Raw genomic sequence first — 25789 nt, forward strand, 5'->3', positions numbered from 1 at the left:
GAGTAAAAATGGGGGGGGGGTCGCACGATATGTTTAGTCTTGCAAAAAGCCTCTTTAAAATTCACAGAAGCATTACTGGTAAAGGCTTTAACACGAGCTTAGACATTATCCTAAATCACGCAATGGGGGGGGGGTAGCGCGTGTTTTTTAAAACCCCAAACCCATAAAAACGCTAAAAATTTCAGATTTTATGAGATAAAGCCAGAGATTTTTAACGTAAAATCAGGCACAAAAATTTACGACTGGGTTGTGCCTGATGAGTGGGATATTGATGATGCTTTTATCATCACGCCAAGTGGCAAGAAAATCTGCGACTTTAAACGCCTAAATTTACACGTTTTAGGCTATTCAGAAGCGGTGGATAAGCTTTTAAGCCTAGATGAGCTAAAAGCACACCTTCACACCCTAAAAGACCTGCCAAACGCCGTGCCTTACGCTACTAGCTACTATGAGAGACGTTGGGGTTTTTGTATCGCTAAAAACGAGCTTGACACGCTAGAAGCTGGCACTTATCACGCCGTGATAAAGTCAAGCTTTAATCCAAACGGACACCTAAGATACGCTAGAATTTTCATCCCAGCCACGCAAAAAACCGATGAAACTATCCTAATCTCAACCTACCTTTGCCACCCACAAATGGCAAACAATGAGCTTTCTGGACCCGTCGTGTGGGCAAATTTGGTGCGTTTTGTAAAAAGTCTAAACACTCGCCGTTATAATTACGAGTTTGTAATCACTCCTGAAACAATCGGCTCAATCTGCTATATTCACGAAAATTTCAGCCGTTTAAAACAAAACGTAAAGGGCGGTTTTGTGCTAACTTGCATAGGCGATGAGCGTGAATACGGCCTTGTTTTAAGCCCAGATGAGCAAAGATTAAGCGATAAAATCGCACTTCACACGATAAAGCACCTTACAAACAAGCCAAAAATTTACAGCTTTAAAGAGCGTGGCAGCGATGAAAGACAATACAACACACCAGCCCTAGATTTAGGCGTCGTAGCACTCTCACGCTCAAAATTTGGCGAATACAAAGAGTATCACACCAGCCTTGATGACCTTAGTTTTATTAGCCAAAAGGGGCTAAATGGCGGATTTTTATACGCTAGAAACTGCATTTTAAACCTTGAAACAAACGCAAAATTTCTGCTAAACACCATTTGTGAGCCAAATTTAGGCAGTCGTGGGTTAATAAGAACGCTAAGTCTAGGCAAAAACCACGAAGCACATATGATTTTACGCGACTTTTTAGCATTTTGTAACGGCAAAAACGACGCCTTAAAAATCGCAGAAATTTTAGGCTCACAGCTTTATAAACTCCGCCCTATCATTGAAGTTTTATTAAAAAATAATTTAATAAAAGAGGTAAAATGAGAGAGTTGATTAACGCCTTTGAGATAAAAAAGGGCGACTTTATCCTAATCGCCGCTGATTTTAGAAAATTTTTAAGGCATAAAATTAGGCAAAATTTTGATATTAAAACCATTCAAAACGATATCATTTTAGCCCTAAAAAACGCAGTTGGTACTAATGGCACACTTGCTTTTCAAACCTTTAACTGGGACTTTTGTAAAGGTACTATATTTGATATAAAAAACACGCCCTCAATGACTGGTAGCGTTGGTAATTTAGCCTTAAAAATGAGCGAATTTATCCGCACAAAGCACCCGATTTACTCATTTTGTGTTTATGGTAAATTTAAAGATGATTTAAAAAAGCTAAACAACACAGACGCCTTTGGCGACGATAGCCCATTTGCCTTTTTTCATCAAAAAAATGCAAAGATGATAGTGCTTGATTTAGAGCTAAATCACTCATTTACCTTTGTGCATTACGCCGAGCAAAGAAATGGCGTTTCTTATAGATTTATTAAAAATTTCACAGCCCCTTACACCGATGAAAACGGCGTTAGCAAGATTAAAACCTACTCAATGTTCGTTAGAAAAGAGAGCGTTTTAACTGAACTTGCTCCGCTTGAAGCGATTTTTATAAACAAAAACGCAATGAAAATTAATAAATTTTACGAAAGCGAAGCAAAAATCATAAATTTAAGCAGGGCTTATGAGATAATAGCTGATGACATAAAGCACAACAAAGCACGAAATTTACACAAATGGGGGGGGGTAGCACGAGTTTATAACGCCCCTTATGAAAGGGTGGCATAATGAAACACGTTAGCGAGTTTTTAAGGCTTAGTGCTAAAAATTTTAGTACTAAAACAGCAGTTGTTTGTGGCGATAAGAGCATTAATTTTAAGGTGCTTGATGAGTTAAGCGATAAGGTTGCAAGTGAAATTTTAAGAGCAAATATCAAAAAAGAGCCGATTTTTATTCTTTTACCAAAGGATATTTGGTGCATTGTGGCGTTTTTTGGCGTGATAAAAAGTGGGAATTTTTACGCCATAATTGATGAAAACAGCCCAAAAGAACGCCTTTTAAGCGTAACTTGCAAGATTAAACCAAAGCTATTAATTACAAGTAAAAATTTTGATTTTAGCTTTTTAAATATCAAAACGATTTTTGATAGCGATTTTAAAAATTTCAAAACTGATACGGCACTTTTAAACACCGCAAAATCCACATTTTTAGACGTTGATTTAGCCTATATTTTATTTACATCTGGCTCAACTGGCACACCAAAGGGCTTTGCTGTAAATCATAAAAATTTAATTGATTATGCCACGTGGGCAGTTGAGTGTTTTGGCATAAATAGCACTGATAACGTGGCAAATCAGGCACATTTTCACTTTGATAAATCAGTCCTTGATATCTACCCAAGCATTCTTAGCGGTGCTACGCTTCACATTTTAAAGGGTCAAGACTGGGCGTTTCCAGATAAAATTATGGGGTATTTTAAGGATAAAAATATCACGCAAACTGGCATTACACCACAAATCATTAACTATTTTGCAAATACAAACGCCCTAATCGCCCTGCCACATTTAAAGCGTGTCTTTATCTCTGGCGAAATCACGCCGGTAAAACAGGTAAAAATTTGGATAAATGCCTACAAAAACGCCAAAATCATCAACCTTTATGGTGCTAGTGAAATCACTGGGATTTGCTCGTATTTTGTGTGCGAAAGAGAGCTTAAAGATGATGAGATACTGCCCATTGGTAAGGCGTGTGAAAACACCGAAATTTTACTGCTTAGCGATGATTTAAGCCAAATTTTCACGCCATATAAAAAGGGCGAAATTTACGTTCGTGGCAGTTGCGTTTCTAGCGGATATTACAATGATAATGAGCTTACAAAAATGGCTTTCGTGCAAAATCCGCTAAACGATAAATTTATTGATTTGGTTTATAAAACCGGCGATATTGGTTATTTTAATGAAAACTACGAGCTAGTTTGTGCTGGACGTGCTGATAATCAGATTAAACTAAAAGGACACAGGATAGAACTTGGCGAGATTGAGTGCGTTTTAGGCACACACGAGGGTGTTAAAAACGTGGCCTGCGTCTTTGAAAATTCTCAAATTTTTGCCTTTTATGAGAGCGAGATTGAGCTTGATTTACGAGAATTTTTAAGCACCAAACTGCCAAAATATATGCTCCCACGCCATTTTATTAGAGTTAGTAAATTTCAGTTAAACAACAATACAAAAATTGACAGAAAAATTTTAAAACAGATTGCAAAGGATTTTAAATGAACGAGGTTGAAAATTTATTTAAAAGGCTTGGCAAAAGCCACATAAAAGCCGATGATACCGATATTTTAGCGCGTGGGCTAATTGACAGCCTTGATGTTATGGAGCTTATTGAGATGATAGCAGAGCTTAGCGGTAAATCCGTGCCTTCAAGGCTCATTAGAGCTGAAAATTTCAGCGATTTTAACGCCATTTTAAATCTCATTGAAAGCGTGAAAAATGCTTAGTTTCAAAGGCAAAATTTACACAAAAGATGAGCTAATTGCCACGCTAAAATCGCTTGGGATTAAAAATGGCGATACTCTTTTAATCCACGCTGAGCTGTTTAGGCTTGGTAAAATCACCGATAAGAGCCGATTTTTAGGCGATTTGGTTGATTGTTTTTTTAGTGTGGTGGGTAAAAACGGCACGATAGTAATGCCAACATTTACATATAGTTTTTGTCGTAATGAGGTCTATGATAAGCTAAACTCAAAAAGCACCGTTGGGGTTTTAAGCGAGTATTTTAGGCATTTAAGCGGTGTTGTAAGAACTGATGATCCGATTTTTTCATTTGCTATTTTTGGAGATGATAAAGATGAGTATTTAAAGCCTACAACTAGCTGTTTTGGCAATGGTTGCGTCTATGAAATTTTACACAAAAAGGGGGCTAAGTTTCTTTGCTTTGGCGATGCTAGTAAGGGCTGGACATTTTATCTTTATGCTGAGCAAAAAATTGGCGTTAGCTACCGATATTTTAAGGAATTTAGCGGTGATTTTATTGATGAAAACGGCGTAAAAAGCCACAAAAGCATAAAATATTTTGTAAGAAAGCTTGAAGCTAAAAGCATTCTTGATAAGCAAAAACAGATAAAAATGCTAAAAGATAGCGGTAATTTTAACTACGCAAAATTTGGCGGAGGCGATATGGTTTTAATTGATTTAGCTAGGTATTATGATACTTTTCAAAGTGTCGTAAAAGCCGATGAAAACACACTTTTAAAGGAGTAAGATGAAAAAATTTGCAGATGATAATATTGCTGCTTTTGTATTTAGAAATCTAAAACGAGGCAGTCAAATTTTAACACTAAGTAGCGATAAAATTTACACCGATTTTTTAAACCAAAATGGCTTTGAAACGACCGCTGATTTTAGTAAAAAAGTTGATGGTATTTTTGGCTTTGTTGGCTTTGATATAAAACTGATACCAAATGCCTTTAATGCCCTAAAAAACGGCACAAAAGCCATTTTTTGCTTTATTGATAAAGATGATTTTAGGGCTAAAAATATTACGCCATTTAGCAAAGATGAGATTAGAAAAATGCTTAATGATTTTAGCTGTTTAGAGATTGAAAGTATCGTTTTAAACGCAAAAAATAGCACCGAGCTTCATAAAATTTACGTGGCAATTGCCAGAAAGGATTAATCTTGAAAAATCAAAAAATGGGGGGGGGTTACGGCTTGATTTACTGGGATAAAAACTACCAAAATAGCCAAAATCCGACCTATCCAGTAAGCTATGTAGCAGATTTTGCATTTAGCTATTTAAAAAGCGAAGCAAAAGTGCTTGATTTAGGCTGTGGGGCTGGTAGGCACGTGGGATTTTTAGCGCAAAATGGCTTTAAAGCGTATGGGTGTGACTACTCAAAAGATGGGATAAAAAGCACGCAAAACCTGCTAAAAAGTCAAAATTTAAGTGCGGATTTAAAGGTTTGCGATATGTTATCTTTGCCTTATGAAGATGAGTGTTTTGACGGACTTATAAATTATGGCGTTTTAATGTATGCTGGGAGCAAAGAGCGAATTTTAAGGGCTGTTGATGAAATTTACAGGGTGCTAAAAACTGGCGGTGTGGCGTTTTTTCAGTTTAGAAATTTGGGTGATGATAGATATAAAACTGGGATTTTAAAGTCAAAATACGAGGTCATCACAAATCAGCAAAAAGGCAAAATGGGCTTTGATGAAAACGGCGTTGAGATTTACTACTTTGACAGGGACGAAGTTAAACGAATATTTAATAAATTTGAAATTTTAGAGATAAATGAGGTTAGCCGAAGCTACGATGATGACAGCTACAAAATCAGCTACTTTTTACTTATTGTAAAAAAGCAAAAATAAATAAAATTTATTATAAAATCCCGCTTTATTTTTTAAAAAAGGGTAGAGATGATAGAGAAAATTTTTGAGAAATTGATGTGGCATAGCAGGATTTTTGCCGTTTTGCCAGTCATTTTTGGGCTTTTGGGTGCGATTGTGCTTTTTGTGATTGCAAGTTACGACATATTTGCTGTTTTTGGTAGTGTTTATAGCTACTTTTTTAAGGGCGTACATCCTGAAAATTTTCATTCTGATGTGGTTGGGGCGATTGTTGGGGCTGTGGATTTGTATCTTATGGCACTTGTTATGTTTATTTTTAGCTTTGGAATTTACGAGCTTTTTATCAGCGAGATTGAGGAGATGAAGCTCTCAAAACACTCAAAAGTCCTTGAAGTGCATTCGCTTGATGAGCTAAAAGATAAGATAGCAAAGGTCATCGTAATGGTGCTTATTGTAAATTTCTTTCAGCGAGTTTTACACGCTAATTTTAGCACTCCGCTTGAAATGGCATACCTTGCTGGTAGCATTTTAGCGCTGTGTTTGGGGCTTTATTTTCTGCATAAGGGCGACCATTAAAAAGTGGCATTTTGCCACTTTTAGTTTTCAAGCCCTAAACTAGCACGATACTCCTCGTATGTGCCTTTAAAATCCACCACTTCGCCGTTGCCTTTTAGGTGTAAAATTCTATTTGCAAATGCGTCAATTAGCTCTCTGTCGTGGCTTACACAAATCACGCTGCCGTTAAAATTATAAAACGCCTCGCCAAGTGCGATGATCGCTTCAAGGTCAAGGTGATTGTTTGGCTCGTCCATTATTAGCAAATTTGGGCGATGAAGCATTAGCTGGGCTAGGCGGACTCTGTGCTTTTCGCCACCGCTTAAAGCACCAACTGCTTTTTCTTGATCAGCACCGCTAAAAAGCATTCTGCCAAGGCATTTGCGAATTTCATCAATGTCCTTATTTTTGGCGTCTTGCAGATACTCATAAAGCTTTAAATCGCCACTAATTTTATTTACCACATCTTGTGCAAAATACCCAAGCTCAATGGTGGCTCCTATGTGAATTTCGCCCTTATCTGGCTTTAACTCGCCCATTAGTAATTTACAAAGCGTGGTTTTACCAACGCCATTTACGCCAATAATTGCTAGTTTATCGCCCTTTTCTAGCTTGAAATTTAAGTCGTTAAAAATTACCTTCTCGCCAAAGCTTTTGCTTAAATTTTTAATCTCAATTAGCTCGTTGCCTATCTCTCTATTTGTGCGAAATAAAATGCTAGGATCTCGCCTTGATGATACGGCGATCTCGGCGATATCAAGCTTTGCTAGTTGTTTTGCGCGACTTGTGGCTTGTTTTGCCTTACTTGCGTTTGCACTAAAACGAGCGATAAATTTTTCAAGCTCCTCTTTCTCTTTTAGCTTTTTATCGCGCTCCATTTCGTTCTGTTTTGCGATTAAATTTGCAGCCATATACCACTCATCGTAGTTACCGCTAAACTCACGGATTTTTTTAAAATCCACGTCTAAAATATGCGTGCAAACCCTGTTTAAAAAGTGCCTGTCGTGGCTGATTACCACCAGCGTGCCTTCGTGGCGATTTAGCTCGTTTTCAAGCCAAGCAATAGCGTCAATGTCAAGGTTATTTGTCGGCTCGTCTAAAAACAAAATATCTGGTTTTGGGAATAAAACTTGCGCGAGCAAAACCTTGACTTTATCGGAATTTTCAACCTCGCTCATTAGCTTTTCAAACTCATTTAGCCCAAGCGAACTTAAAATTTTCTCAATCCTAGTTTCGTATTCATAGGTCGGATCCTCTTCGGCACAAATCACTTCAAGCTCACTTAAACGCTCATTTATTTCATCTGTAAATTCCTCGCTTAAATAGAGCTTTTCTTTCTCTTTTACGGCGTCATAAAGGCGTTTGTTGCCGTATAAAACGGCGTCTTTTAGCGTGAAATTTTCAAAAGCAAACTGATCTTGCCCCAAAACGCCAACTTTCAAGCCGTTTTCTATCACGACCTCGCCACTACTTGCTTCTATTTCGCCACTTAAAATTTTCAAAAACGTTGATTTACCAGCACCATTTGCACCGATTAAGCCATATCGGTTATGGCGATTAAGCTTTAAATTTACATCTTCAAAGAGCAAACTACTAGCAAATCTCTGCGTAAGTCCCTTAATTTCTAACATATTGTCCCTTTTTAAATTTAAAAGGGCTTATTTTGCCAAAAAGTTGTTTAAATTTTGATTTTTTGTTGTATAATCACTAATTAAATTTTAAATTACACAAGGAGATTATTATGATTAACGTTTTAATGATTGAAGATGATCCGGAATTTTCACAGATTTTATCTGAATATCTTGAAAATTTTAACATTAAGGTAACAAGCTTTGAAGACCTATATTTAGGGCTTAGTGCTGGGATTAAAAGCTATGATTTATTGATCCTTGATCTTACTTTACCGGGCATTGATGGACTTGAAGTTTGTAAAGAAATTCGCGCAAAATACGACATACCTATCATCATAAGCTCGGCTCGTTCAGATGTTACAGATAAGGTCATCGGACTTGGTTATGGTGCTGATGATTACCTACCAAAGCCATATGATCCAAAAGAGATGTATGCGCGTATTATGAGCCTTATTCGCAGGTATAAAAAGAGCCAAGAGATAGCAGAAGAGCCAGTTGAAAGTGCGTTTAGGATTGATGAGAAACGCCACGAAATTTACTTTAACAACGAGGCATTAATCCTAACTCCGGCTGAGTATGAAATTTTAACTTATCTCATTAAACAACATAGCTTTTCAGTTTCAAGAGAACAGCTAGTTTATAACTGCAAAAGCCTAAAAGATAAGGATTCAAAGAGCCTTGATGTCATCATCGGTCGCTTACGTGCTAAAATCGGCGATAGCTCAAAGTCGCCAAAACATATCTTTTCAGTGCGTGGCATAGGGTATAAACTCGTCGGATGAAAAGCTCAATAACGACAAAAATAACTATTATTTTTGCCATTGCCTTTACTTTGGTGTGCGTTTTGTTTCTAACCTTAGCTAGGATTGAGCGAGATCACGCCATAGAGAAGGTCAGAGATAGGCAGATTAGTGCGACAAACTATCTGCTATCTCTGTATGAAAAGTCAAAACTCCCACAGGATTTTAACCACTATTTTAGAAATTTCGGCTTTGAAAGTGTAAGTAGCAATATGTTAGCCGCTGCTGTTTTAAGCAAGGGCGAGGTGCAGTTTCAAAGGCACACGCCAGTCGGCACCGTTCGCTCAATATTTTATGACGGCAGGTTGTATTTACAAATTCAAAACGTATCGTTTTCACTGCTTCTTGAAAGTAATGACACAAAGAGCATTTACGACCCGCTTTTAGTCGGATTTTTAATCTCGTCGCTATTTTTGATTACATTTTACGTTTCGGTTATCAGAAGTCTTTCGCCACTTAAAAAGCTAAATAGCGATATTAGAAAATTTGCCTCTGGCAATATGGAGGTTGAAATTTGTCTGCCAAATGCTAAAAATAAGGATGAAATAGGGCAGGTGGCTTATGAATTTAACAACGCCGTTGGCAAGATAAAAGAGCTAATCCACTCACGACAACTATTTTTACGAGCCATAATGCACGAGCTAAAAACCCCAATCGGCAAGGGCAGAATCGTATCTGAAATGATAGCAAACGAAACGCAAAAAAGCAGGCTAATTAGCGTTTTTGAACGCCTTGATATGCTTATAAATGAGTTTGGTAAGGTTGAGCAGCTACTTTCAAAAAGCTACTCGCTTGAATATCAGGAGTGCCATTTTTCGTTGATTTTAGAGCAGACTATTGATCTTTTAATGCTTGAAAATTTTGACGAGCGTGTAAAATGTGACATCAAAGATGATGTTTTGCTTTACGTTGATTTTCAGCTTTTTTCGCTAATGCTTAAAAATTTAATAGACAACGCCTTAAAATACGCTGATGATAAGAAGGCGATTGTTGAGTGTCAAAGCGATAAAATCATTGTCAAAAATCACGGCAAAGCCTTAGAATACGATATAGAGCACTACAAACAAGCCTTTGTGCGAGGGGCTACAAGCTCAAAAACGACCAGCGGTATGGGACTTGGACTTTATATAATTGAACAAATCTGCGATATGCATAAATTTAGCCTTTGCTACGAGTATAAAGATGGCTTTCACTGCTTTATCGTAAAAACGCAAAAAATTTAACACACAATAATGAAAAAGAGTTTAGAGAAATTTAATGAGCTTGTTGATGCCTTTGGCAGGTTGCCCGGAGTGGGCAAAAAAACGGCTATGCGGTTTGCCTATTTTGTGAGTTTGCAAGATAGTTTTGGTGGGCTAAAACTCGCTCAAAGCATTGAAGATGCGGTGCGATTTATCAAACGCTGTGAGCGTTGTGGCAGTCTTAGCGAGGATGAGCTTTGCGATATTTGTGCCGATGAGAGCCGTGATGACGCCTTGATTGCGGTGGTTGAAAGCCCAAAAGATGTGCTGGTTTTAGAGCAGAGTAAAATTTTTAGCGGTCGCTATTTTGTGCTTGATGAGATTGATGATGAGCGGATTTTATCGCTTAAAAATATGATTGAATTTTATGGCGCAAACGAGATTATTTTTGCCTTTACGCCGGGGCTAAATTCTGACGCTTTAATGCTTTTTGTTGAGGATAAAATCGCAAAAGACGGACTAAAATTTAGCAAAATCGCACAGGGCGTGCCAACTGGCGTAAGCCTTGAAAACATTGATATGCTCTCGCTTTTAAAGGCGATTGAGAGCAGGATAAAAGCTTAAAGGATAGATGTGAGATTTAAAATTTTTACTGCCATTTTTGTGCTGGTTTTTCTCTCTGGTTGTAGATTTTTTTGGGAGCCAAAACCGCAAAAAATCACGCCACAAAAGGAGCAAATAAAGCCAAAAATAGAGCAAAAACAGGCAATAAAGGGCGTGATTTCTGAGCTTGTTTATCAAGATGAGCTTTACTGCTACACAATCACGGCGACTGATACTGCAAATTACAAGCTAAAAAGTGCGAATTTTTGTTCGCCAAAATTTTGGCACAACAAGGGCGACTTAATCTATGCTACCTTTACTGGCAAACGCCTAGAATCAATGCTTTTAATCAAAGAAGCAAACACAAAAACAGCTATAAAACGCAAAACCGCCCCAACAAAAACTGGCATAAATCCAGCAAAAGAGATAAAAATCAGTTTTGATTAGCCGTTGATTTACCGATTTATTATATAATTTCATCAAGCAATCAAAACAAAACTCCTTTTGTAAAAGGTGAGTTCGTCTCACCTTTTATTTTTTTAATTTTTAAAAAGTTATACGGCAATTTTATCAACTTAAAAACACTTAATTTGTTTAAAAAATTCTAGATAATGTAGATAAAATTTAGGGCTAATTTTTGTAATTACGCCCTAAATTTGTGCTTTAAAATGCAAATGGCAAAAGCGTAATATCCTGCCCCATACGAGAGCTTTTGCCACCGGCTAAAATCACGCAGTTAGTCAAATTATAAATCCCTTGGGTCGGCGATTTTGCCCATTATCGCACTAGCGGCGGCGACTGCTGAGTTTGCTAGATAAACTTCGCTTGTCCTATCGCCCATTCTGCCTACGAAATTTCTGTTTGTGGTGGCAACGCACCTCTCGCCAACGCCTAAAATTCCCATATATCCGCCAAGACAGGCACCACAGGTTGGGTTGCTCACAACCGCACCAGCTTCAACAAATATATCCATTAGCCCCTCTTTTTGTGCTTGTAGGGCGATTTTTTGCGTGGCTGGGGTGATGATAAGGCGTGTTTTTTTAGCGACCTTGCGTCCCTTTAAAATTTGTGCTGCGATGCGTAAATCGCTTAATCTGCCGTTCGTGCAAGAGCCGATAAACGCCTGATCAATCGCTAAATCATCTTTAACCGCTTCACGCACACTCTTGCCGTTGCTTGGCAAAAACGGATAAGCCACGACTGGATCAAGTTTGCTTACGTCTATCTCTAAAATTTGCTCATAATTTGCACCCTCATCTGAGTGGTAAATTTTTGGCTCACGGCTTAAATTTTTATCTTTTAAAAATTCCTTTGTAATCTCATCATAAGCGATTATACCGCTTTTACCCCCAGCTTCAATCGCCATATTACACATAGAAAATCTGCTATCCATATCAAGCCCAGCTATCGTTTCGCCAGTAAATTCTAGGGCTTTGTATAAAGCGCCATCAACGCCGATTTGGCGGATTATTTCAAGGATTAAGTCCTTGCCATAGACGTGCTTGCCAAGCTTGCCTTTAAAAACGACCTTTATGGTTTGTGGGACTTTAAACCAGTTTTTACCAGTTATCATCGCGTAAGCTAAGTCGGTTGAGCCCATACCAGTCGCAAACGCCCCAAGCGCGCCGTGTGTGCAGGTGTGGCTATCAGCACCGATTATCACATCACCCGGCACCACAAGTCCCTTTTCAGGCAAAAGCGCGTGTTCTATCCCCATATCTTTTTCGTCAAAATAGTTTTTTAAATCGTGTTTGTAGGCAAAATCACGAGAAATTTTAGCCTGATTTGCACTTAAAATATCTTTTGCTGGTATGTAGTGATCCATTACGATAGAAAAGCCGTCTGGGTTTGCTAGTTTTTTAGCGCCACTTCGCTCAAACTGCTTGATTGATATTGGCGTGGTAATGTCGTTGCCAATGACCATATCAATGGGACTTTGCACGATTTGCCCAGCATAAACCGCCTCTCCAACGTGCTCTGAGAAAATTTTTTCAGTTATTGTTTGTTTCATCTTTTATCTCCTTTTTTCTTGCGTAAATATTAATTAGCTCAACGCACAGCGAGAACGCCATAGCAAAGTAAATGTAGCCCTTTGAGATATGCATATCAAAGCCCTCGCCAACGAGTGCAAAGCCGATTAAAATCAAAAATGCAAGTGCTAGAATTTTAATTGTAGGGTTGTTATCAACAAAATTTGAGATTGATTTTGAAGCAAACATCATCACGCCAACGGCTAAAATCACGGCTAGAATCATAATCTCAATGTGCTGTGCCATACCAACAGCAGTGATAACGCTATCAAGCGAGAATACAATGTCAATAATCGCAATTTGCGTAATTACAGCGATAAAACTAGCCTTGCCCTTGCTCTCGTGGTGCTCTTCTTGCTCACCACTAACACTGCTGTGAATCTCCATTGTTGATTTTGCAATTAAGAAAAGTCCGCCTAAAATTAGCACGATATCGCGTCCAGTAATCTCAAAGCCAAATAGGCTAAATAGCGGCGTGGTAAGCTTCATAATCCAAAATAGCGATAAAAGTAGCATAATCCTAGTAATCATTGCTAGTGCTAGACCGATGATACGCCCTTTATCACGCTCATTTGCTGGTAGTTTGCCAACCAAAATCGCAATGAAAATAATGTTATCAATACCTAAAACTATTTCAAGTCCAGTAAGCGTAACTAGCGAAATCCACGCCTCTGGCGAAAAAACCCACTCAAACATCTAATCTCCTTAATAAAAGGGGCGATTATATAAAATTTTTGCTAAAAGTTTGCCTTAATCTCTTTTATAATGCGAGTGGTCGCTGTTTTTATAATCTCTGGCTTTGTGGCTAAATTTATGCGGATAAAGCCCTTAGCGTTTTTGCCAAACCATTCGCCATAATCAATGGCTAAACCGCAACGCCTTTGCATAAAATCCTTTGTGTCCTTTGTGTATGGATTTAAATCAAGCCACGCTAAATAGGTGCCTTCAAGTGGTGCGATGAAAATTTCAATATTTTCGTTTTTAAAGCTCTCTGTTAAAATTTCGTAGTTAAAATTAATTGTAACTTTTAAGCTTTCAAGCCATTTTTTGCCGTATTTATAGCCAAAAGTAGCGGCTATCACGCCTAAAATGCTAGTTTCAGTTTGATGAAATCTTTTTGCCATTTCATCGTAAATTTTGGCTAGTTTTTCGTTTTTAAAAATCGTAACGGAGTGTAGCAAACAGGCTAGGTTAAAGGTCTTTGAAGCTGAGGTCATTACGATTAGATTATCGCTAAATTTGCCGTTTTGAACGTTTAAGGCGGAGATAAATGGCTTAGAGCTCATCATAAAATCTTGATGAATTTCGTCGCTAATAATTAAGACATTGTGGCGTGTTAAAATTTCAAAAAGCCTTGATAATTCATCATCGCTCCACACTTTGCCAAGCGGATTGTGAGGCGATGAGTGGATAAAAAGTTTAACATTATTTTGCCTTATTTTTTGCTCAATATCATCAAAATCCAGCTCATATTCGCCGTTTTTTAGCAGGGCTTCTGAGCAGATTAGGTTTCGGTCGTTATCAATGATTGAATTTTTAAACGGATAATAAACCGGTGTGATTATCATCACGCTATCGTTTGGCTTTGTAAAGGCGTTTATAGCTAGGTAAATGGCACTTACAACGCCGGTATTAAATCTAATCCACTCTCTTTTTAGCTCTACGCCATAATTATCCTTTTGCCACGAAAAAAAGGCGTCAAAATACTCATCGCCAACAAAAGAGTAGCCATAAACTCCGTGATTTACACGCTCATTTAGGGCGTTTGTTATCTCGTTTGGGGTTTTAAAATCCATATCAGCAACCCACATACCAAGTAAATTTTCATCGCCAAAACGCCTTTTTAGGGCATCGTGTTTAAGCGAGTTTGTCCCCTTTCGCTCAACGTAAAATTCTCTTACAAAATCATCAACTAAACTCATAAAACAGCTCTTATTTTTGCTTCTAAAACCGATTTTGGCGTGAGTCCGATTAGGCGTTCTTTAATCTCTCCATCTTTGTTAAAAATGTAGATTACTGGCACACCCATTACACCGCCGACTGCGTTTGAAAAGTAGTCAATTGAAACCTTATCGCTTGTCGTTTTAAATTTGACTTTATGCTCGTTTAAAAGTGCCATATCCTTATCAAAACCCTTGCTTGGGCCAAGGACGCCGATGAAATTTATATCGTTTTTATAGCTCTCATAAAGTGCGTTTAGGTCTGGAATTTGTGCCTTACAAACCCCACAATCAGCCCCAAAGAAAAATAGTAAATATGGCTTCTCATCAATCACAAGGCGCCTATCTTTGGCAAAAAAGTGCGTCTTTATGCCACTATCATCATTTATTGTGATATGGTGCTTTTCGTATTCGTTTAAACAACCGCTAAAAAGCAGTAAAAATAGCGTAGATAGTAAAATTTTCATCTTTGTATCTCTTTGATTTTTTCAAGTTTGCCGTGTCTTAAAAACACGATTTTATCGCCGTATTCGCCTAGTTCTGGGTTGTGAGTAACAAGCAAAATCGTTTTGCCCTCGCTTTTTAGCTTGCAAAACAGATCAAGTATGATTTTCTCATTTGCCTCGTCAAGGTTGCCAGTTGGCTCATCAGCGATTAAAATTTCAGGGTCGTTTATGAGCGACCTAGCGATACAAAGGCGTTGCTGTTCGCCGCCGCTTAACTGGCTTGGTTTGTGGTCAAGTCTATGTCCAAGACCTACGGCGATTAGGGCGTTTTTGGCATCGTTTTCATCAACGCTGCTGTGATAATACTGCGATATCATCACGTTTTCAAGGGCATTTAGATATGGAATTAGGTGAAATTGCTGAAAAATTAGCCCTATCTTTTCACGGCGAAATTTTAGCATCTCATCGGCGTTTAAACGACTTGCATCATCGCCACCGACTAAATACGAACCGCTCGTTGGCAAATCCATTAAAGATAGGATATTTACAAGCGTGCTTTTACCGCTGCCACTTGGACCCATTACGCTGACCCACTCGCCCTTTTTTACTTCAAAATTTATATCATCAAGCGCCTTTACTTCGCCAAAGTGTTTTGATAAATTTTTAACTTCAATAGCCTTCATTACTCTCCCCTTAAAATTTCTGCCATATTGTTTTTTAACGCCCTTTTTATCGGATAAAACGCCGCAATGGCTGCAAAAATGAGCGATAAAATCATAGCGATAAAAATGCTTAAAATTCTAAAATCAATGGCTGATTTAAACACGGCATAGCCGATAAATTGAGCCAAAACATAGCCTAAAATAGCACCAATTAAAGCCGATAAAAATGCGACGCTAAATGTCTCAAATCCAAATAAATTTACGATATTTTTTTTACTAGCCCCAATGGCTCTAAGCAGGGCAATCTCACGTGAGCGTGAGAGCAAAATCGCCGAAAGCGTGGTATTTACGCACATTGAGGTAATTAGCAAGATTACGAGCGAAATGATAGCCATTAGCAACTTTATCTTATCTAAGATAAGTCCTTCGGTCTTTGAAATTTTTGCCACTGGTTTGGCTGAAATTTCAGCCGTGCTAATCTGCTTAGCATAATTATTTATCTCATCAAACGAGCCTAAAACAACGGCTTCGGCGTAGTTTATCAGATCTTGCTTGCCTGCTATTTTTTGGGCTAAATTTAAAGATACGATTAAAAGTGCATCCTCCTTATCGCCACTGGCAACAATGCCCTTAATTTTTACCTTTTCGCCCTTGTTTGCTCCAATTGCTCTTATCTCTATCGTATCGCCTACTTTAAAGCCAGTTTGCTTTGCTAAATCAACGCCGATTAGGACGTTTTTATCATCAAAATCAAGGTTAATTAACGCACCATCTCTTAAATCCAAAAATGGCTTAACTACCTTTAAATCGCTAAATTTTACGCCCATTAAAATGGCGTTTGTTGGTCCGATATTTGCCTGAGTAAATATGTAACCACTGCTGCCTAGCAGGTTTTTGCTTGGAATTTTAAGGCTAAGTGCTTCAAAATCGCTCTGGCTAATGTAGTCATTTTCGCTCATATTTGCTGGGGCAAAGATCATATTTGCGCCGTAAGTTTTTAGCTCACGAGAGACCTTTTGGTCAATGTCAAGATAGACATTTACAAACGCCGAGCAAACAGCTGAGCCAAGCAGGATTGAAATGGCTATTACAAAAACTCTTGATGAGCCGTTTTTTAGGCTTTTAAAAATGGTGTTTAGAAAGAATTTATTTGCGGTCATAAAGCACCTCGGCTGGGAGTAGTTTTATTAGGCTTCTCATAGGTAAAAGTGAGCCTAAAATTGAGATTAAAAGTGCAAACGCAATGGATAAAGGCAAAACAATCCACGCAATGCCAATGCCGTGAGAGAATATACTAAATGCCACGCCGTAGCTTAAAGCGTATCCTAAAAATGCCCCAACGACACCAGAAATAAGTGCGACAACAAGGCTCTCACTAGCAAAGAGTGCGTAAATTTCAATATTACTAGCCCCAAGTGCCTTTAAAAGTCCGATTTGCTTTTTTCGGCGATGAATTTCGCTTGTCATTAATGATGTAATACCAATGGCTGAAACGACAAGGGCGATCACGCTAACAATACCCATTAGGCTCTGAATTTTCTTTACGATATTGCTCTCAGCCTCGCTTACTTGAAGGCTTGGCTTTGCCCAAACACCAGCAAAATCCTCTTCAATTTGATACGCAATTGAGCTTACATAAGCCGAGCAATACCACTTATCATACTCAATGCTGTTTAGCTCATCTAAATTTCGCCTAGCTTTAAGCGAGAGGTCATTTTCAGGGATTGTCATCGCTGAAACTTCGGCTTTTTCAAACTCACCAGCCCTGTTTGCTAAAATTTGAGCCATTTTTAGCGAGGCGACTATCTTTTGGCTCTCATCGTTTGAGCCGTTTAAAATTCCAACCACCTTTGCCTTTAAAGTGGCATTTGGCGTTTTTAGCTCTAAAATATCGCCAAGCTTGAAATTTTCACGCTTTGCAAGGGCTTCGCCGATTAAAATTTCATCAACGCTGTCATCTTTAACCCACTCGCCACTAACGCCCCAAAATCCAAATAATCTCTTAACGCCGCTGCTAAACTCTGGCTCATCTTTTACGCCTAAATTTTTATCAAAATACGTCCCAAGAAGTGAAATTTCTTTGTTGTTAACGCTAACTTTTACGCTTAAAAATGGAGCGATTGCTACGATATTATTTCGCCAAAATATCTCTTTGATTTTGTGAAGTTTGTCCTCTGGCAAGAAATTTTGCGATTTTAATGGCGTGAAATTTTTACCCTCAATCTCAACGCTAAGGCTCTCGCCACGAGGCAAAACCACGATATTTGAGCCATAGCTTCTAAGTTCGCTTGAAACTTCATCGCCGATTTTTAGCGTGATATTTAGCATACAAGAGATTAGGATTGTAGCTAGGCTAATCGTGATAAATGCCATAAACTTTTGCGTTTTTTGTCCATAAAGCGAGTTTTTTATCATTAAAATTTGCATATTTTTCATTTTAAAGTCCCGTTTATATCTACGTATTTTGAGGCGTTTGCTTCAAACTCGGCTAAATTTTGATTATTTTCAAAAAAGTATAGTTTGCCGTAATACAGATACGATTTTGCTTCAAGGTTGCTTACTTTTTTACGGCTAACTGGGTCAAGCACCATTTTTTCAACCACCTTTGAGAAGAAATTTGCACCATTTGCTATGGTTTCTTGCTTGATTTTTATATTTTTGCCATCAAAGATAAAATCCATTGGGATTGGATTACACCCGCCCTCTTTGCCGACAGAAGGCAAGAAAATTCGCACATTGCACGAGATACAAATTAACTCATCGCCCTTTTTAACATAACCCATATCGCCACAAATCATACAAGCATCAAAAACGGCAACTGGCGATAGGCGGTCAGCAAAGCGGTTAAGCAAGAAAAATCTGACCTCTTTGCCCTCATCTGTGATATAGGCATAGCGATGAAGGTTGTTATCTAGCAGGGCGTTTGCGTCAAAGACAAACTCGCCATTTACTGGCTCAATAATCTTAGCATCATCAATTTGTGGCGGTCTTGAAGCGTATAAATCGTAGTAAAGCAAGAACGCTAAATTTATAAAAATGGCTAAAAATGTGAGTTTTACTAGGTTTAAAACCCTTGAAATTTTTGCCATATTTATGCGAAATTTTATGTGATTTTGCTCGGTTTTTGCAAAAAATTTAGGGCGTTTTACAAGGCAGATAACGCACAAAACGGCAAGTAAAAATAGGTAAAAATATACAGCAAAACTGCTTGCATAAATCCCTTTTGCCACGATTGATAATGCCCACGGATAGGTTTTAATTAACCCAGCTCTCATCATTTCAAGCGTGGTAGAAAATAGGCTTTGTAAGATTAGCGTGATGATTGTTAGGGCGTTAAAAAATATAGCCATTTTTGGCGAGATTAGTGCGTTTAGATTAAAGACTAAAAAGTATAAAACGATTAGTAAAAAAGCAGCAAGCAGTAATAAAAATAGGCTAATAATTGATGTCGTATCTAAAAGTTCGCCTGAAAATACGGCAAATAATGCGCTAAATGAGCCGTAACTTACGCCAAAGGCAGTGGCTAAGATAAAAAAGCTTATCAATTTTGGTAGTTTAAATTTAAGTGCTAAAACAAGCGGAGATAGGGCTAAAAATAGCAAACAAATAGTGTCAAAAGCGAGTTTTATCGTGCTGTCAATGAGTAAATTTCTAGCCGTTTTAAAGATAAAAAATCCTAAAAAAATGCCGATGAAAATTGATAAAGATATGGATTTTAGCTCATCTTTTTTGGTATTTAAACTAGCAAAAATGATAAATGGTATAAAAATAAAAGCCACTTGATAAAAGTAAATAGACATAAAAAACCTTAAAATTTAGATTTTTGGGTGAAAAATCACCCAAAATTTTTATTTAACTGGACCGCCAGTCCATTGAAATGTGTAGGTCGTTGTAAATGGCTCAAACCACTTGCCAACGCCAGTGTCTTTATCGGCGTGGCGACCAAAGCCTTGTGTTTCTGGGCTTTCAATGTTAAATTTTACTTCGTAGTTACCCACGCCAGTGTCCATTTTCACGTTTGCGCCGTAGTGCGGGCCATCTTGTGCCACCATTGGCATAAATGTGCCTTTTTTAGTTTTGCCGTTGTCTAAATTTTTAAGCTCGTAGCTTACTTTTAGATATGGTATCCACTCGCCCTCGCCAAAGCCGTTTTTGTTGCCTTCAAGTGCGTGAATATCAGCTTCTAAGTGAATATCGGCTAGGCTTGGCGCTAAGTCAATGCCCTTTGGCTCCATATCAATTGGCTGCAAATAAACAGCAGCGATCTCCATACCATTTATCTCAACAGGCTCTCCTATTGGATACTCACCAGCCACTAAGGCACTGCTAATAAGGCTTAACGCCAAGGCTGAACCTAAAATTTTTTTCATTTTTTCTCCTTTATTAAGATTGTTTTTGTTTTGATTTCATTATTAAAACGCCAATTACTAGGGCTAAAATCATTAAAATTTGTGGCACAAGGCTCTCATAATATGGCTGTAAGCCAAACCAGCTACCAGCCCACTCTGGGAATTTAAGCCCTTCAATTGTCGTTGGGATAAAAATTTTACCCTCAACAAGCTCCATAACGCCCTTGCCGACAAAGACAATTGACATATAAAAAATAATGGCTGAGGTGAATAAGAAAAATGGCTTGATTGGAATTTTAATAGCAAAAATTTTAAATATGTAATAAACAACTAAAAGCACCACTAATCCCACGCCAAAACCAGTGGCTATCATCGTGTGTCCAAGTGCGTTTTTAGCGTCAAAAATGAGTGCTTGATAAAATAGCACCGTTTCAGCACCCTCTCTAAATACAGCTAAAAACACCGTCCACCAAAGCGCGGTGGCTGAATTTGATGAAATGCTCTCATTTACCTGATTTTTAATATACTCGCTCCACTTTTTAGCGCCAGCATTTGAAAGTAACCAAAAGCCAACATAAAACAGCAAGCCAACGGCAACAAGCATAGTAATGCCCTCCATTAGCTCACGCTTTTGCCCAGCGGCACTGCCAAAGATGACATTCATAATCCACGCCATAACAAAGCTTAAAATCACAGCCACGCCAACAGAGCTATAAACGACGCGTCCCATTTTTGAGGCGTTGCCAGTCTTTAAAAGATAGGCGACAACGGCAGCGACGATGATTAGTGCCTCAAAGCCCTCTCTTAAAATAATCGTAAGCGACCAGATAAATAAAGCCCAAGGTGAGCTTTCAGAGCTTGTCTTTTCAAGTGCGGTTAAAAGCTGTGAATTTAGCGTATCCATAGCCGTTTTAATGGTATTTTCATCTTTGTTTGACTTCATTAGGGCGACGATTTGGCTAAATGTGCCCTCAATTGCCGTCTTTAAATTTACATCAATTGCGCCGACTTTATTCTCCATACCGCTGGCTTCAAACTCATCAAAATAGATATCCTGAGCGTTACTCATCGCCTTATCAACCTTGCCGTTTTTGTAAATTTCAAGCACGTTTTGCATTTTTTGATTGATATTTGCCACCACTTGGCTAAAATCAGCACCGCTCTCATCGCTATCATCATCTAAAATTTCAGCTGGCAGCTCCACCTTTGCCACGCTTACGCTATCACTTGGTAGCTTGTTAGCAGCGTCATAAATGGCAAGTGTGACGGCGTTAAGCTTGGCTTTAAAGTCATCTTTGCTAAGTCCGTTTTTAATGCCACTTATGGCTTCGCTCATCTTCCGCTGAATATCGCCATCAATGCTCTGACCTTTGTCTAAAAACTGGCGGATGGCAATCTCAAATTTTGTATTTCTGTAATGGATAAATTTTGCGTCTTCAATAAATTTTCTAGCAGCGGCTAAATCGCCATTTTCATAGCTATTTATGGCGTTTTCTAGGCTGGTTTTAATGCTAGTAAATACAAATCTCCACTCTTTTGAGAATTTGCTTGTATCAAAATCACTTGGAGTATTTTGTGGTGTCTCTGAATACTCGCCAACAAGCCTGTGTCCGCCTAAAATTTTTGGCAAAACTTCGTTTATTTCGGCGTTTAGCTTATCAATTCTCTCTTTTATCTGCTCTGGCGTTTCGTTTGCTTTTATGGCTTTTCTAATTTGCCCAAACTGCTTTTCAAGTGCGTAAGCCTTTTTGGCTGAGATATTTATCCTAATGGCACTCTCAATGTCCTCAAATAGCCCAAAATAGGCGTTTTGCGTATCCATAACGGCTTTTTGTGTGTTGCCATTTTGATACTCAACTAAGACATTATCAAAAGCGATTTTGATATCTTTTACTATTTTTTCGTAATCTTTTTCGTTTGCAAAAAGCATAAACGGCAGTAAAAACAAAAGTAAGAAAATTCGTAAATTTCTCATAAAAAAGCCTTAAAAGTTAAAATTAAAAGTGGTAATTTAGCAAATAATTGCTTTATATAAAATAAAAACTATTATCAAAAAGAGAGTGATTTTGATTTGATGAAGTAAAAAGGGGCGTTTAAACCCCTTTTTGCCTTAAAATTTTAAGGTAGTGTTTGCATTTCGTATCATTACACGTTTGCGATAAACGTTTGAAACTTCGGTGGCATCGCCAACAAGTAGGGCGTTTGTAGAACAAACAGCAGCACACATTGGCACTTTGCCCTCTGCTATGCGGTTTTGTCCGTAAAGCTCAAATTCAGCGTGTGAGAATGTCTCTTCTGGGCCTCCTGCACACATTGTGCATTTATCCATTTCGCCTTTAATGCCAAAGGCACCGTCGCGTGGGAATTGTGGCGCACCAAAAGGACAAGCATAAAGGCAGTAGCCACAGCCTATGCATTTATTTTTATCGTGAAGGACAATGCCGTCTTCACGGATATAAAAGCACTTTACTGGGCAAACCTGCTCACAAGGTGCGTCCGTGCAGTGCTGACAAGCAAGTGTGGTGCTTACTTCTTTGCCTAAAACGCCATCATTTAGTGTGATTACCTTTCGGCGATTTATGCCAACTGGGACTTCGTGAGCCGAGCTACACGCAACCTGACAGGCAAAACAGCTAATGCAACGATTGTTATCTACATAAAATTTCATTCTTGCCATTTTTACCCCCTTACTTTGAAATTTCATCTAAGAAATTTGTCTTAAACTCAAACGGCGTTGCCTTTTCAATCCTGCAAAGTCCAGCGTTAAACTCTGAAATTTGCGTAACTGGGTCAAAGCCGTAGTTTGTGATTGTGTTTGAGCTTTCGCCGATAGTGTAGGGCTTTGTGCCTTCTGGGTAGCGAGAGCTTAAATCAACGCCTTGCATAATGCCTGCAAAGTTGTAAGGTAAGCAAATTCTATCTGGCGTTACGCTGTGGTTGTGAAAGCATTTGACTTTGATTTTTGTGCCTTGTGGGCTGTGAATCCACATAAAATCGCCGTGTGCTATGCCATAATCAAGCGCTAGTTCTGGATTTACATAAGCAAACATCTCTGGCGTAATAGCCGCTAGGTATTTGCTGGTTCGCTCTAACATACCAGCGCCGCTTAAATTTACTAGACGCATTGAGCTTATGATGATTGGGAATTCCTTGCTCCAATCTTGCTTTTGTTGCTCTGATTTAAATTTAGTTTCAACCCTGAAATTTCTAGGCTGGTCATCAAAAGATGGATACTTTTGCACCAAATCCCAGCGTGGCGAGTGCAGTGGCTCTCTGTGTTTTGGCACTTGGTCGCTAAATTCCCAAACGATAGCCCTAGCTCTTGCGTTGCCATAAGGCGTAATGCCAGCTTCACGGCATTTTTCTAGGATTATACCGCTATAATCAGTCGTCCAGTCATCGCCCATTTTTGCCTTTTCATCGTCGCTTAGCTTGATATTTAGCACACTTTCAATGTTGGCTTTTGTAATTTGCGGATAGCCACCTTTTACCTTTGCGTCCTTTAACTGCACGCTCTCATCAGCTAACTGGCTAACGCCGTTGTGTTCAAGTCCAAAGCGGTTTCTAAATCCGCTACCACCCTTTGTGTAAGGCAAATCTGTGCGGTAAAGTATCGGAGTGCCGGGGTGTTTAGCGTCCCAGCAAGGCCAAGGCAGTGAGTAATACTCGCCTTTAACATCGCCACCAATGCCCATAAGCGTGTCTGGGTCAAAATTTTGCCAGTTTGCTTGGTGCTTTTTAAGGCGTTCTGGCTGCCAGCCAGTAAGTCCGATTGTCCTTGACATTCTTGCCATTTCTCGTGTTGCATCATCTGGCCAAATGAAATCATCTTTTATAACTTCAAGATTATCATTCATCTTTAATGCTTTTACAAATTCATCATAAAAGCCCCATTTTTTGGCAAACATAAACATAACTTCGTGGTCGCCCTTGCTCTCATAAAGCGGATCAACGACCTTGCTTCGCCACTGGCCACAGCGGTTTGTTGATACGACAATGCCTTCGTTTTCAAACTGGGTCGCCACTGGCAGGATATAAACGCCGTCCTTTCTGTCGCTTAGGATTGCCACTTCATTTACAAATGGCTCGGCAACGACTAGAAGTTCTAGCTCATCAATGGCTTTTTGAATTTTAGTTAAGTGTGCCATTGAAGTAATGCCAGTGCCTTGCACCCAAAGCACCTTTAAATCGCCACTTGAAAAGGTTTTTTCTTCTTTTAAAACACCCTGCCACCATTTTGAAAGCGACCAGCCCTTTTCATTTCGCCAGTTTCGCTCCTCTGGATTTTCTTTATCGTAGTAAAAATACTCGTTAAAATTCGTGTTTTTAACCGCACCACCGCTTTTTGGCTCTTTAACAGAAACGGCAAAGCGTTTGATAAACTCATCAAACTCAACGCCCCAGCCCTTGCAAAAGTGTCTCCACGCCTTGTCACTAAGTCCGTAGTAGGCTGAGAGACTATCGGCTAGGTTACCCATATCGGTCGCACCTTGGACATTGTCGTGTCCTCTTATTATTTGGCAGCCACCGCCTTCTTTACCCATATTGCCTAAAACTAGCTGTAAGATTGAGAGAATTCTCGTATTTGAGCTACCAACAGAGTGCTGAGTAATGCCTAGCGACCAAGCTATACAGGCTGGTTTTGTCGTGGCAAAAAGTCTTGTTATTTGAATGATTTGATCAATTGGAATTCCAGTAACATCGCTTGTTTCTTCTGGTGTCCATTTTTGTGCTTCTTTTTTAACTTCATCAATACCATAAGCACGTGAAGCGATAAAGTCCTTATCCTCCCAGCCATTTTTAAAGATAAGATGAAGCATACCATAAACGAATGCAATATCGGTGCCCGGGCGAATTCTAAGATAGTGGTCAGCCTTTGCCGCTGTTTTTGTAAAAATCGGATCAACGACTATTAGTTTTGCGTTGTTTCTATCTTTTGCTTGTAAGAAGTGTTTCATACCGCCAACTGGGTTTGCCACGGCTGAATTTGCACCAAAGACCATAATTGCTTTTGAATGTTTTGCCGTATCTCCAAAGTGGTTTGTCATAGCGCCATAACCCCAAGTATTCGCAGCTCCTGCGACTGATGCGCTGTGTCAGATACGTGCAACGTGATCTATATTATTTGTGCCCCAAAATGCAGCAAATTTTCTAAAATAAAACGATTGTTCGTTGTTAAATTTAGCAGAACCTAAAAATTCAACGCTATCTGGTCCGTGCTTTTTGCGAATTTCAAGCATCTTATCGCCGATCTCATTTATAGCGCTCTCCCAGCTAATTCGCTCCCACTTGCCATTTACTTTTTTCATCGGATATTTTATGCGTTGTTTTGATTTTGTTAAATCAATCTGATCAATGCCCTTACAGCAGTGGCTACCTTGCGAAATCGGATGTGAAATAGCCATATCTTGGCGAATCCAAACGCCGTCTTTTACTTCGGCCTCAATGCCACAACCAGCCGAACAAATAGAGCATATCGTGCGGACTTTTTTGCTGCCCGGATACGGCTCAACTTTTAGCTCATCAACCTTTTTTAGCTTGTCGTTTGAGTTTGCAAACGCCATAGTGCTTGTCGCACCAAGTGCTGCTAGTTTTAAAAACGCACGCCTTGCAATTACTTCGCTCATAATAACTCCTTAATAGGCGATTTTGTAGTATTTATCCCAAAATTCTGATTTGGCATAAAGCACCTCTTTTTTCTTTGACTTGCCAACGACAACGCCGTTACTATCAGGCTCGCTTGCCACTTTTTGCGAGGCAAACGCCGAAGTAGTAAGGGTGGCTAAGGCACCAACTTTGAGCGATTTTTTAAGAAAATCACGTCTGGTCTGTTTCATCTTAACAACCTTGTAATATGTAAAATTTGC

27 protein-coding genes are annotated in these 25789 nt (G+C 38.9%); 13 read left to right on the plus strand and 14 right to left on the minus strand.

Going from position 1 to position 25789, the window contains the following annotated elements; translation table 11 throughout:
- Nucleotides 1–8: 8 nt before the first annotated feature.
- The 9 genes from NYG85_RS01080 to NYG85_RS01120 all read left to right on the plus strand — a co-directional run bounded on the left by NYG85_RS01080 (nt 9) and on the right by NYG85_RS01120 (nt 6301).
- Nucleotides 9–137 carry a hypothetical protein gene (locus NYG85_RS01080; protein WP_284936484.1) on the plus strand — a complete coding sequence of 43 codons (129 nt, stop codon included), beginning with the start codon at nt 9–11 and terminating at the stop codon, nt 135–137.
- Between the two features lie 112 nt (nt 138–249).
- Nucleotides 250–1374, plus strand: a complete 1125-nt coding sequence (locus NYG85_RS01085; protein ID WP_284936485.1) for a DUF4910 domain-containing protein — start codon at nt 250–252, stop codon at nt 1372–1374.
- Nucleotides 1371–2165, plus strand: a complete 795-nt coding sequence (locus NYG85_RS01090) for an AAC(3) family N-acetyltransferase (protein ID WP_284936486.1) — start codon at nt 1371–1373, stop codon at nt 2163–2165. The genes NYG85_RS01085 and NYG85_RS01090 overlap by 4 nt, the downstream gene beginning before the upstream one ends.
- Entirely contained in the window at nt 2165–3652 is a 1488-nt protein-coding gene (locus tag NYG85_RS01095) for an amino acid adenylation domain-containing protein (RefSeq protein WP_432264835.1), read from the plus strand. Before NYG85_RS01090 ends, NYG85_RS01095 begins: the two co-directional genes overlap by 1 nt.
- Complete coding sequence (locus tag NYG85_RS01100) at nt 3649–3876, plus strand: hypothetical protein (RefSeq protein WP_284936488.1); 228 nt, start codon at nt 3649–3651, stop codon at nt 3874–3876. The genes NYG85_RS01095 and NYG85_RS01100 overlap by 4 nt, the downstream gene beginning before the upstream one ends.
- A complete protein-coding gene (locus tag NYG85_RS01105; RefSeq protein WP_284936489.1) occupies nt 3869–4639 on the plus strand; it encodes an AAC(3) family N-acetyltransferase in 771 nt (256 codons plus the stop codon). The genes NYG85_RS01100 and NYG85_RS01105 overlap by 8 nt, the downstream gene beginning before the upstream one ends.
- A gap of 1 nt (nt 4640) precedes the next feature.
- A complete protein-coding gene (locus NYG85_RS01110) occupies nt 4641–5054 on the plus strand; it encodes a hypothetical protein (protein ID WP_284936490.1) in 414 nt (137 codons plus the stop codon).
- A gap of 2 nt (nt 5055–5056) precedes the next feature.
- Entirely contained in the window at nt 5057–5746 is a 690-nt protein-coding gene (locus NYG85_RS01115; protein WP_284936491.1) for a class I SAM-dependent methyltransferase, read from the plus strand.
- Nucleotides 5747–5794: 48 nt separating this feature from the next.
- Entirely contained in the window at nt 5795–6301 is a 507-nt protein-coding gene (locus NYG85_RS01120) for a YqhA family protein (RefSeq protein ID WP_284936492.1), read from the plus strand.
- Between the two features lie 20 nt (nt 6302–6321).
- Here the strand turns inward: NYG85_RS01120 and NYG85_RS01125 are convergent, their stop codons facing one another.
- A complete protein-coding gene (locus tag NYG85_RS01125) occupies nt 6322–7911 on the minus strand; it encodes an ABC-F family ATP-binding cassette domain-containing protein (RefSeq protein ID WP_284936493.1) in 1590 nt (529 codons plus the stop codon).
- A gap of 110 nt (nt 7912–8021) precedes the next feature.
- Between NYG85_RS01125 and NYG85_RS01130 the strand changes: the two genes are divergently transcribed.
- From NYG85_RS01130 to NYG85_RS01145, 4 genes are read left to right on the plus strand one after another with little or no spacing between them, the layout of a single operon-like run.
- Complete coding sequence (locus NYG85_RS01130; protein WP_284936494.1) at nt 8022–8693, plus strand: response regulator transcription factor; 672 nt, start codon at nt 8022–8024, stop codon at nt 8691–8693.
- Nucleotides 8690–9934 (plus strand): ArsS family sensor histidine kinase, encoded by a 1245-nt coding sequence (locus NYG85_RS01135; RefSeq protein WP_284936495.1) that lies wholly within the window; start codon nt 8690–8692, stop codon nt 9932–9934. The genes NYG85_RS01130 and NYG85_RS01135 overlap by 4 nt, the downstream gene beginning before the upstream one ends.
- A 9-nt stretch (nt 9935–9943) precedes the next feature.
- Nucleotides 9944–10516, plus strand: a complete 573-nt coding sequence (gene recR / locus NYG85_RS01140) for a recombination mediator RecR (RefSeq protein ID WP_284936496.1) — start codon at nt 9944–9946, stop codon at nt 10514–10516.
- Nucleotides 10517–10525: 9 nt separating this feature from the next.
- The gene (locus tag NYG85_RS01145) at nt 10526–10942 is read left to right on the plus strand and encodes a hypothetical protein (RefSeq protein WP_284936498.1); all 417 of its coding nucleotides are present in this window, start codon (nt 10526–10528) and stop codon (nt 10940–10942) included.
- A 298-nt stretch (nt 10943–11240) separates the two neighbouring features.
- Here NYG85_RS01145 and leuC read toward each other — a convergent pair whose 3' ends face one another.
- From leuC to NYG85_RS01210, 13 genes are all read right to left on the minus strand, one after another.
- Nucleotides 11241–12506: a 3-isopropylmalate dehydratase large subunit gene (gene leuC / locus NYG85_RS01150; RefSeq protein ID WP_284936499.1), complete on the minus strand. Its 1266-nt coding sequence runs from the start codon at nt 12504–12506 to the stop codon at nt 11241–11243.
- Nucleotides 12487–13221 carry a TerC family protein gene (locus NYG85_RS01155; RefSeq protein WP_284936500.1) on the minus strand — a complete coding sequence of 245 codons (735 nt, stop codon included), beginning with the start codon at nt 13219–13221 and terminating at the stop codon, nt 12487–12489. Before NYG85_RS01155 ends, leuC begins: the two co-directional genes overlap by 20 nt.
- Before the next feature lie 41 nt (nt 13222–13262).
- Nucleotides 13263–14447 (minus strand): MalY/PatB family protein, encoded by a 1185-nt coding sequence (locus NYG85_RS01160; RefSeq protein WP_284936501.1) that lies wholly within the window; start codon nt 14445–14447, stop codon nt 13263–13265.
- Nucleotides 14444–14932, minus strand: a complete 489-nt coding sequence (locus tag NYG85_RS01165; protein WP_284936502.1) for a TlpA family protein disulfide reductase — start codon at nt 14930–14932, stop codon at nt 14444–14446. The genes NYG85_RS01160 and NYG85_RS01165 overlap by 4 nt, the downstream gene beginning before the upstream one ends.
- Nucleotides 14929–15594 carry an ABC transporter ATP-binding protein gene (locus tag NYG85_RS01170; protein ID WP_284936503.1) on the minus strand — a complete coding sequence of 222 codons (666 nt, stop codon included), beginning with the start codon at nt 15592–15594 and terminating at the stop codon, nt 14929–14931. The genes NYG85_RS01165 and NYG85_RS01170 overlap by 4 nt, the downstream gene beginning before the upstream one ends.
- Nucleotides 15594–16733 carry an ABC transporter permease gene (locus NYG85_RS01175; protein ID WP_284936504.1) on the minus strand — a complete coding sequence of 380 codons (1140 nt, stop codon included), beginning with the start codon at nt 16731–16733 and terminating at the stop codon, nt 15594–15596. Before NYG85_RS01175 ends, NYG85_RS01170 begins: the two co-directional genes overlap by 1 nt.
- Nucleotides 16720–18009: an ABC transporter permease gene (locus NYG85_RS01180; protein ID WP_284936505.1), complete on the minus strand. Its 1290-nt coding sequence runs from the start codon at nt 18007–18009 to the stop codon at nt 16720–16722. The genes NYG85_RS01175 and NYG85_RS01180 overlap by 14 nt, the downstream gene beginning before the upstream one ends.
- Nucleotides 18006–19373: a Fe-S-containing protein gene (locus NYG85_RS01185; RefSeq protein WP_284936506.1), complete on the minus strand. Its 1368-nt coding sequence runs from the start codon at nt 19371–19373 to the stop codon at nt 18006–18008. The genes NYG85_RS01180 and NYG85_RS01185 overlap by 4 nt, the downstream gene beginning before the upstream one ends.
- A 48-nt stretch (nt 19374–19421) precedes the next feature.
- The gene (locus NYG85_RS01190; protein WP_284936508.1) at nt 19422–19943 is read right to left on the minus strand and encodes an iron transporter; all 522 of its coding nucleotides are present in this window, start codon (nt 19941–19943) and stop codon (nt 19422–19424) included.
- Between the two features lie 13 nt (nt 19944–19956).
- Nucleotides 19957–21897: an FTR1 family iron permease gene (locus NYG85_RS01195; RefSeq protein ID WP_284936509.1), complete on the minus strand. Its 1941-nt coding sequence runs from the start codon at nt 21895–21897 to the stop codon at nt 19957–19959.
- 135 nt (nt 21898–22032) lie between these two features.
- Nucleotides 22033–22599: a formate dehydrogenase FDH3 subunit beta gene (fdh3B, locus tag NYG85_RS01200; protein WP_284936510.1), complete on the minus strand. Its 567-nt coding sequence runs from the start codon at nt 22597–22599 to the stop codon at nt 22033–22035.
- A gap of 10 nt (nt 22600–22609) precedes the next feature.
- Nucleotides 22610–25549, minus strand: a complete 2940-nt coding sequence (locus tag NYG85_RS01205; protein WP_284936511.1) for a formate dehydrogenase subunit alpha — start codon at nt 25547–25549, stop codon at nt 22610–22612.
- Between the two features lie 9 nt (nt 25550–25558).
- Nucleotides 25559–25759, minus strand: coding sequence for a twin-arginine translocation signal domain-containing protein (locus NYG85_RS01210; protein ID WP_284936513.1), 201 nt, complete (start codon nt 25757–25759; stop codon nt 25559–25561).
- Between the last annotated feature and the right edge of the window lie 30 nt (nt 25760–25789).

The organism is Campylobacter gastrosuis (genome assembly GCF_030249845.1).
Lineage (GTDB): Bacteria > Campylobacterota > Campylobacteria > Campylobacterales > Campylobacteraceae > Campylobacter_A > Campylobacter_A gastrosuis.

Bases quoted from the DNA above. Each gene is read 5' to 3' on its own strand.
- NYG85_RS01080 (WP_284936484.1), top strand. From the start codon at position 9: ATGGGGGGGGGGTCGCACGATATGTTTAGTCTTGCAAAAAGCCTCTTT.
- NYG85_RS01090 (WP_284936486.1), top strand. From the start codon at position 1,371: ATGAGAGAGTTGATTAACGCCTTTGAGATAAAAAAGGGCGACTTTATC.
- NYG85_RS01095 (WP_432264835.1), top strand. From the start codon at position 2,165: ATGAAACACGTTAGCGAGTTTTTAAGGCTTAGTGCTAAAAATTTTAGT.
- NYG85_RS01100 (WP_284936488.1), top strand. From the start codon at position 3,649: ATGAACGAGGTTGAAAATTTATTTAAAAGGCTTGGCAAAAGCCACATA.
- NYG85_RS01105 (WP_284936489.1), top strand. From the start codon at position 3,869: ATGCTTAGTTTCAAAGGCAAAATTTACACAAAAGATGAGCTAATTGCC.
- NYG85_RS01110 (WP_284936490.1), top strand. From the start codon at position 4,641: ATGAAAAAATTTGCAGATGATAATATTGCTGCTTTTGTATTTAGAAAT.
- NYG85_RS01120 (WP_284936492.1), top strand. From the start codon at position 5,795: ATGATAGAGAAAATTTTTGAGAAATTGATGTGGCATAGCAGGATTTTT.
- NYG85_RS01125 (WP_284936493.1), bottom strand. From the start codon at position 7,911: ATGTTAGAAATTAAGGGACTTACGCAGAGATTTGCTAGTAGTTTGCTC.
- NYG85_RS01130 (WP_284936494.1), top strand. From the start codon at position 8,022: ATGATTAACGTTTTAATGATTGAAGATGATCCGGAATTTTCACAGATT.
- NYG85_RS01135 (WP_284936495.1), top strand. From the start codon at position 8,690: ATGAAAAGCTCAATAACGACAAAAATAACTATTATTTTTGCCATTGCC.
- recR (WP_284936496.1), top strand. From the start codon at position 9,944: ATGAAAAAGAGTTTAGAGAAATTTAATGAGCTTGTTGATGCCTTTGGC.
- leuC (WP_284936499.1), bottom strand. From the start codon at position 12,506: ATGAAACAAACAATAACTGAAAAAATTTTCTCAGAGCACGTTGGAGAG.
- NYG85_RS01155 (WP_284936500.1), bottom strand. From the start codon at position 13,221: ATGTTTGAGTGGGTTTTTTCGCCAGAGGCGTGGATTTCGCTAGTTACG.
- NYG85_RS01160 (WP_284936501.1), bottom strand. From the start codon at position 14,447: ATGAGTTTAGTTGATGATTTTGTAAGAGAATTTTACGTTGAGCGAAAG.
- NYG85_RS01165 (WP_284936502.1), bottom strand. From the start codon at position 14,932: ATGAAAATTTTACTATCTACGCTATTTTTACTGCTTTTTAGCGGTTGT.
- NYG85_RS01170 (WP_284936503.1), bottom strand. From the start codon at position 15,594: ATGAAGGCTATTGAAGTTAAAAATTTATCAAAACACTTTGGCGAAGTA.
- NYG85_RS01175 (WP_284936504.1), bottom strand. From the start codon at position 16,733: ATGACCGCAAATAAATTCTTTCTAAACACCATTTTTAAAAGCCTAAAA.
- NYG85_RS01180 (WP_284936505.1), bottom strand. From the start codon at position 18,009: ATGAAAAATATGCAAATTTTAATGATAAAAAACTCGCTTTATGGACAA.
- NYG85_RS01185 (WP_284936506.1), bottom strand. From the start codon at position 19,373: ATGTCTATTTACTTTTATCAAGTGGCTTTTATTTTTATACCATTTATC.
- NYG85_RS01190 (WP_284936508.1), bottom strand. From the start codon at position 19,943: ATGAAAAAAATTTTAGGTTCAGCCTTGGCGTTAAGCCTTATTAGCAGT.
- NYG85_RS01195 (WP_284936509.1), bottom strand. From the start codon at position 21,897: ATGAGAAATTTACGAATTTTCTTACTTTTGTTTTTACTGCCGTTTATG.
- fdh3B (WP_284936510.1), bottom strand. From the start codon at position 22,599: ATGGCAAGAATGAAATTTTATGTAGATAACAATCGTTGCATTAGCTGT.
- NYG85_RS01210 (WP_284936513.1), bottom strand. From the start codon at position 25,759: ATGAAACAGACCAGACGTGATTTTCTTAAAAAATCGCTCAAAGTTGGT.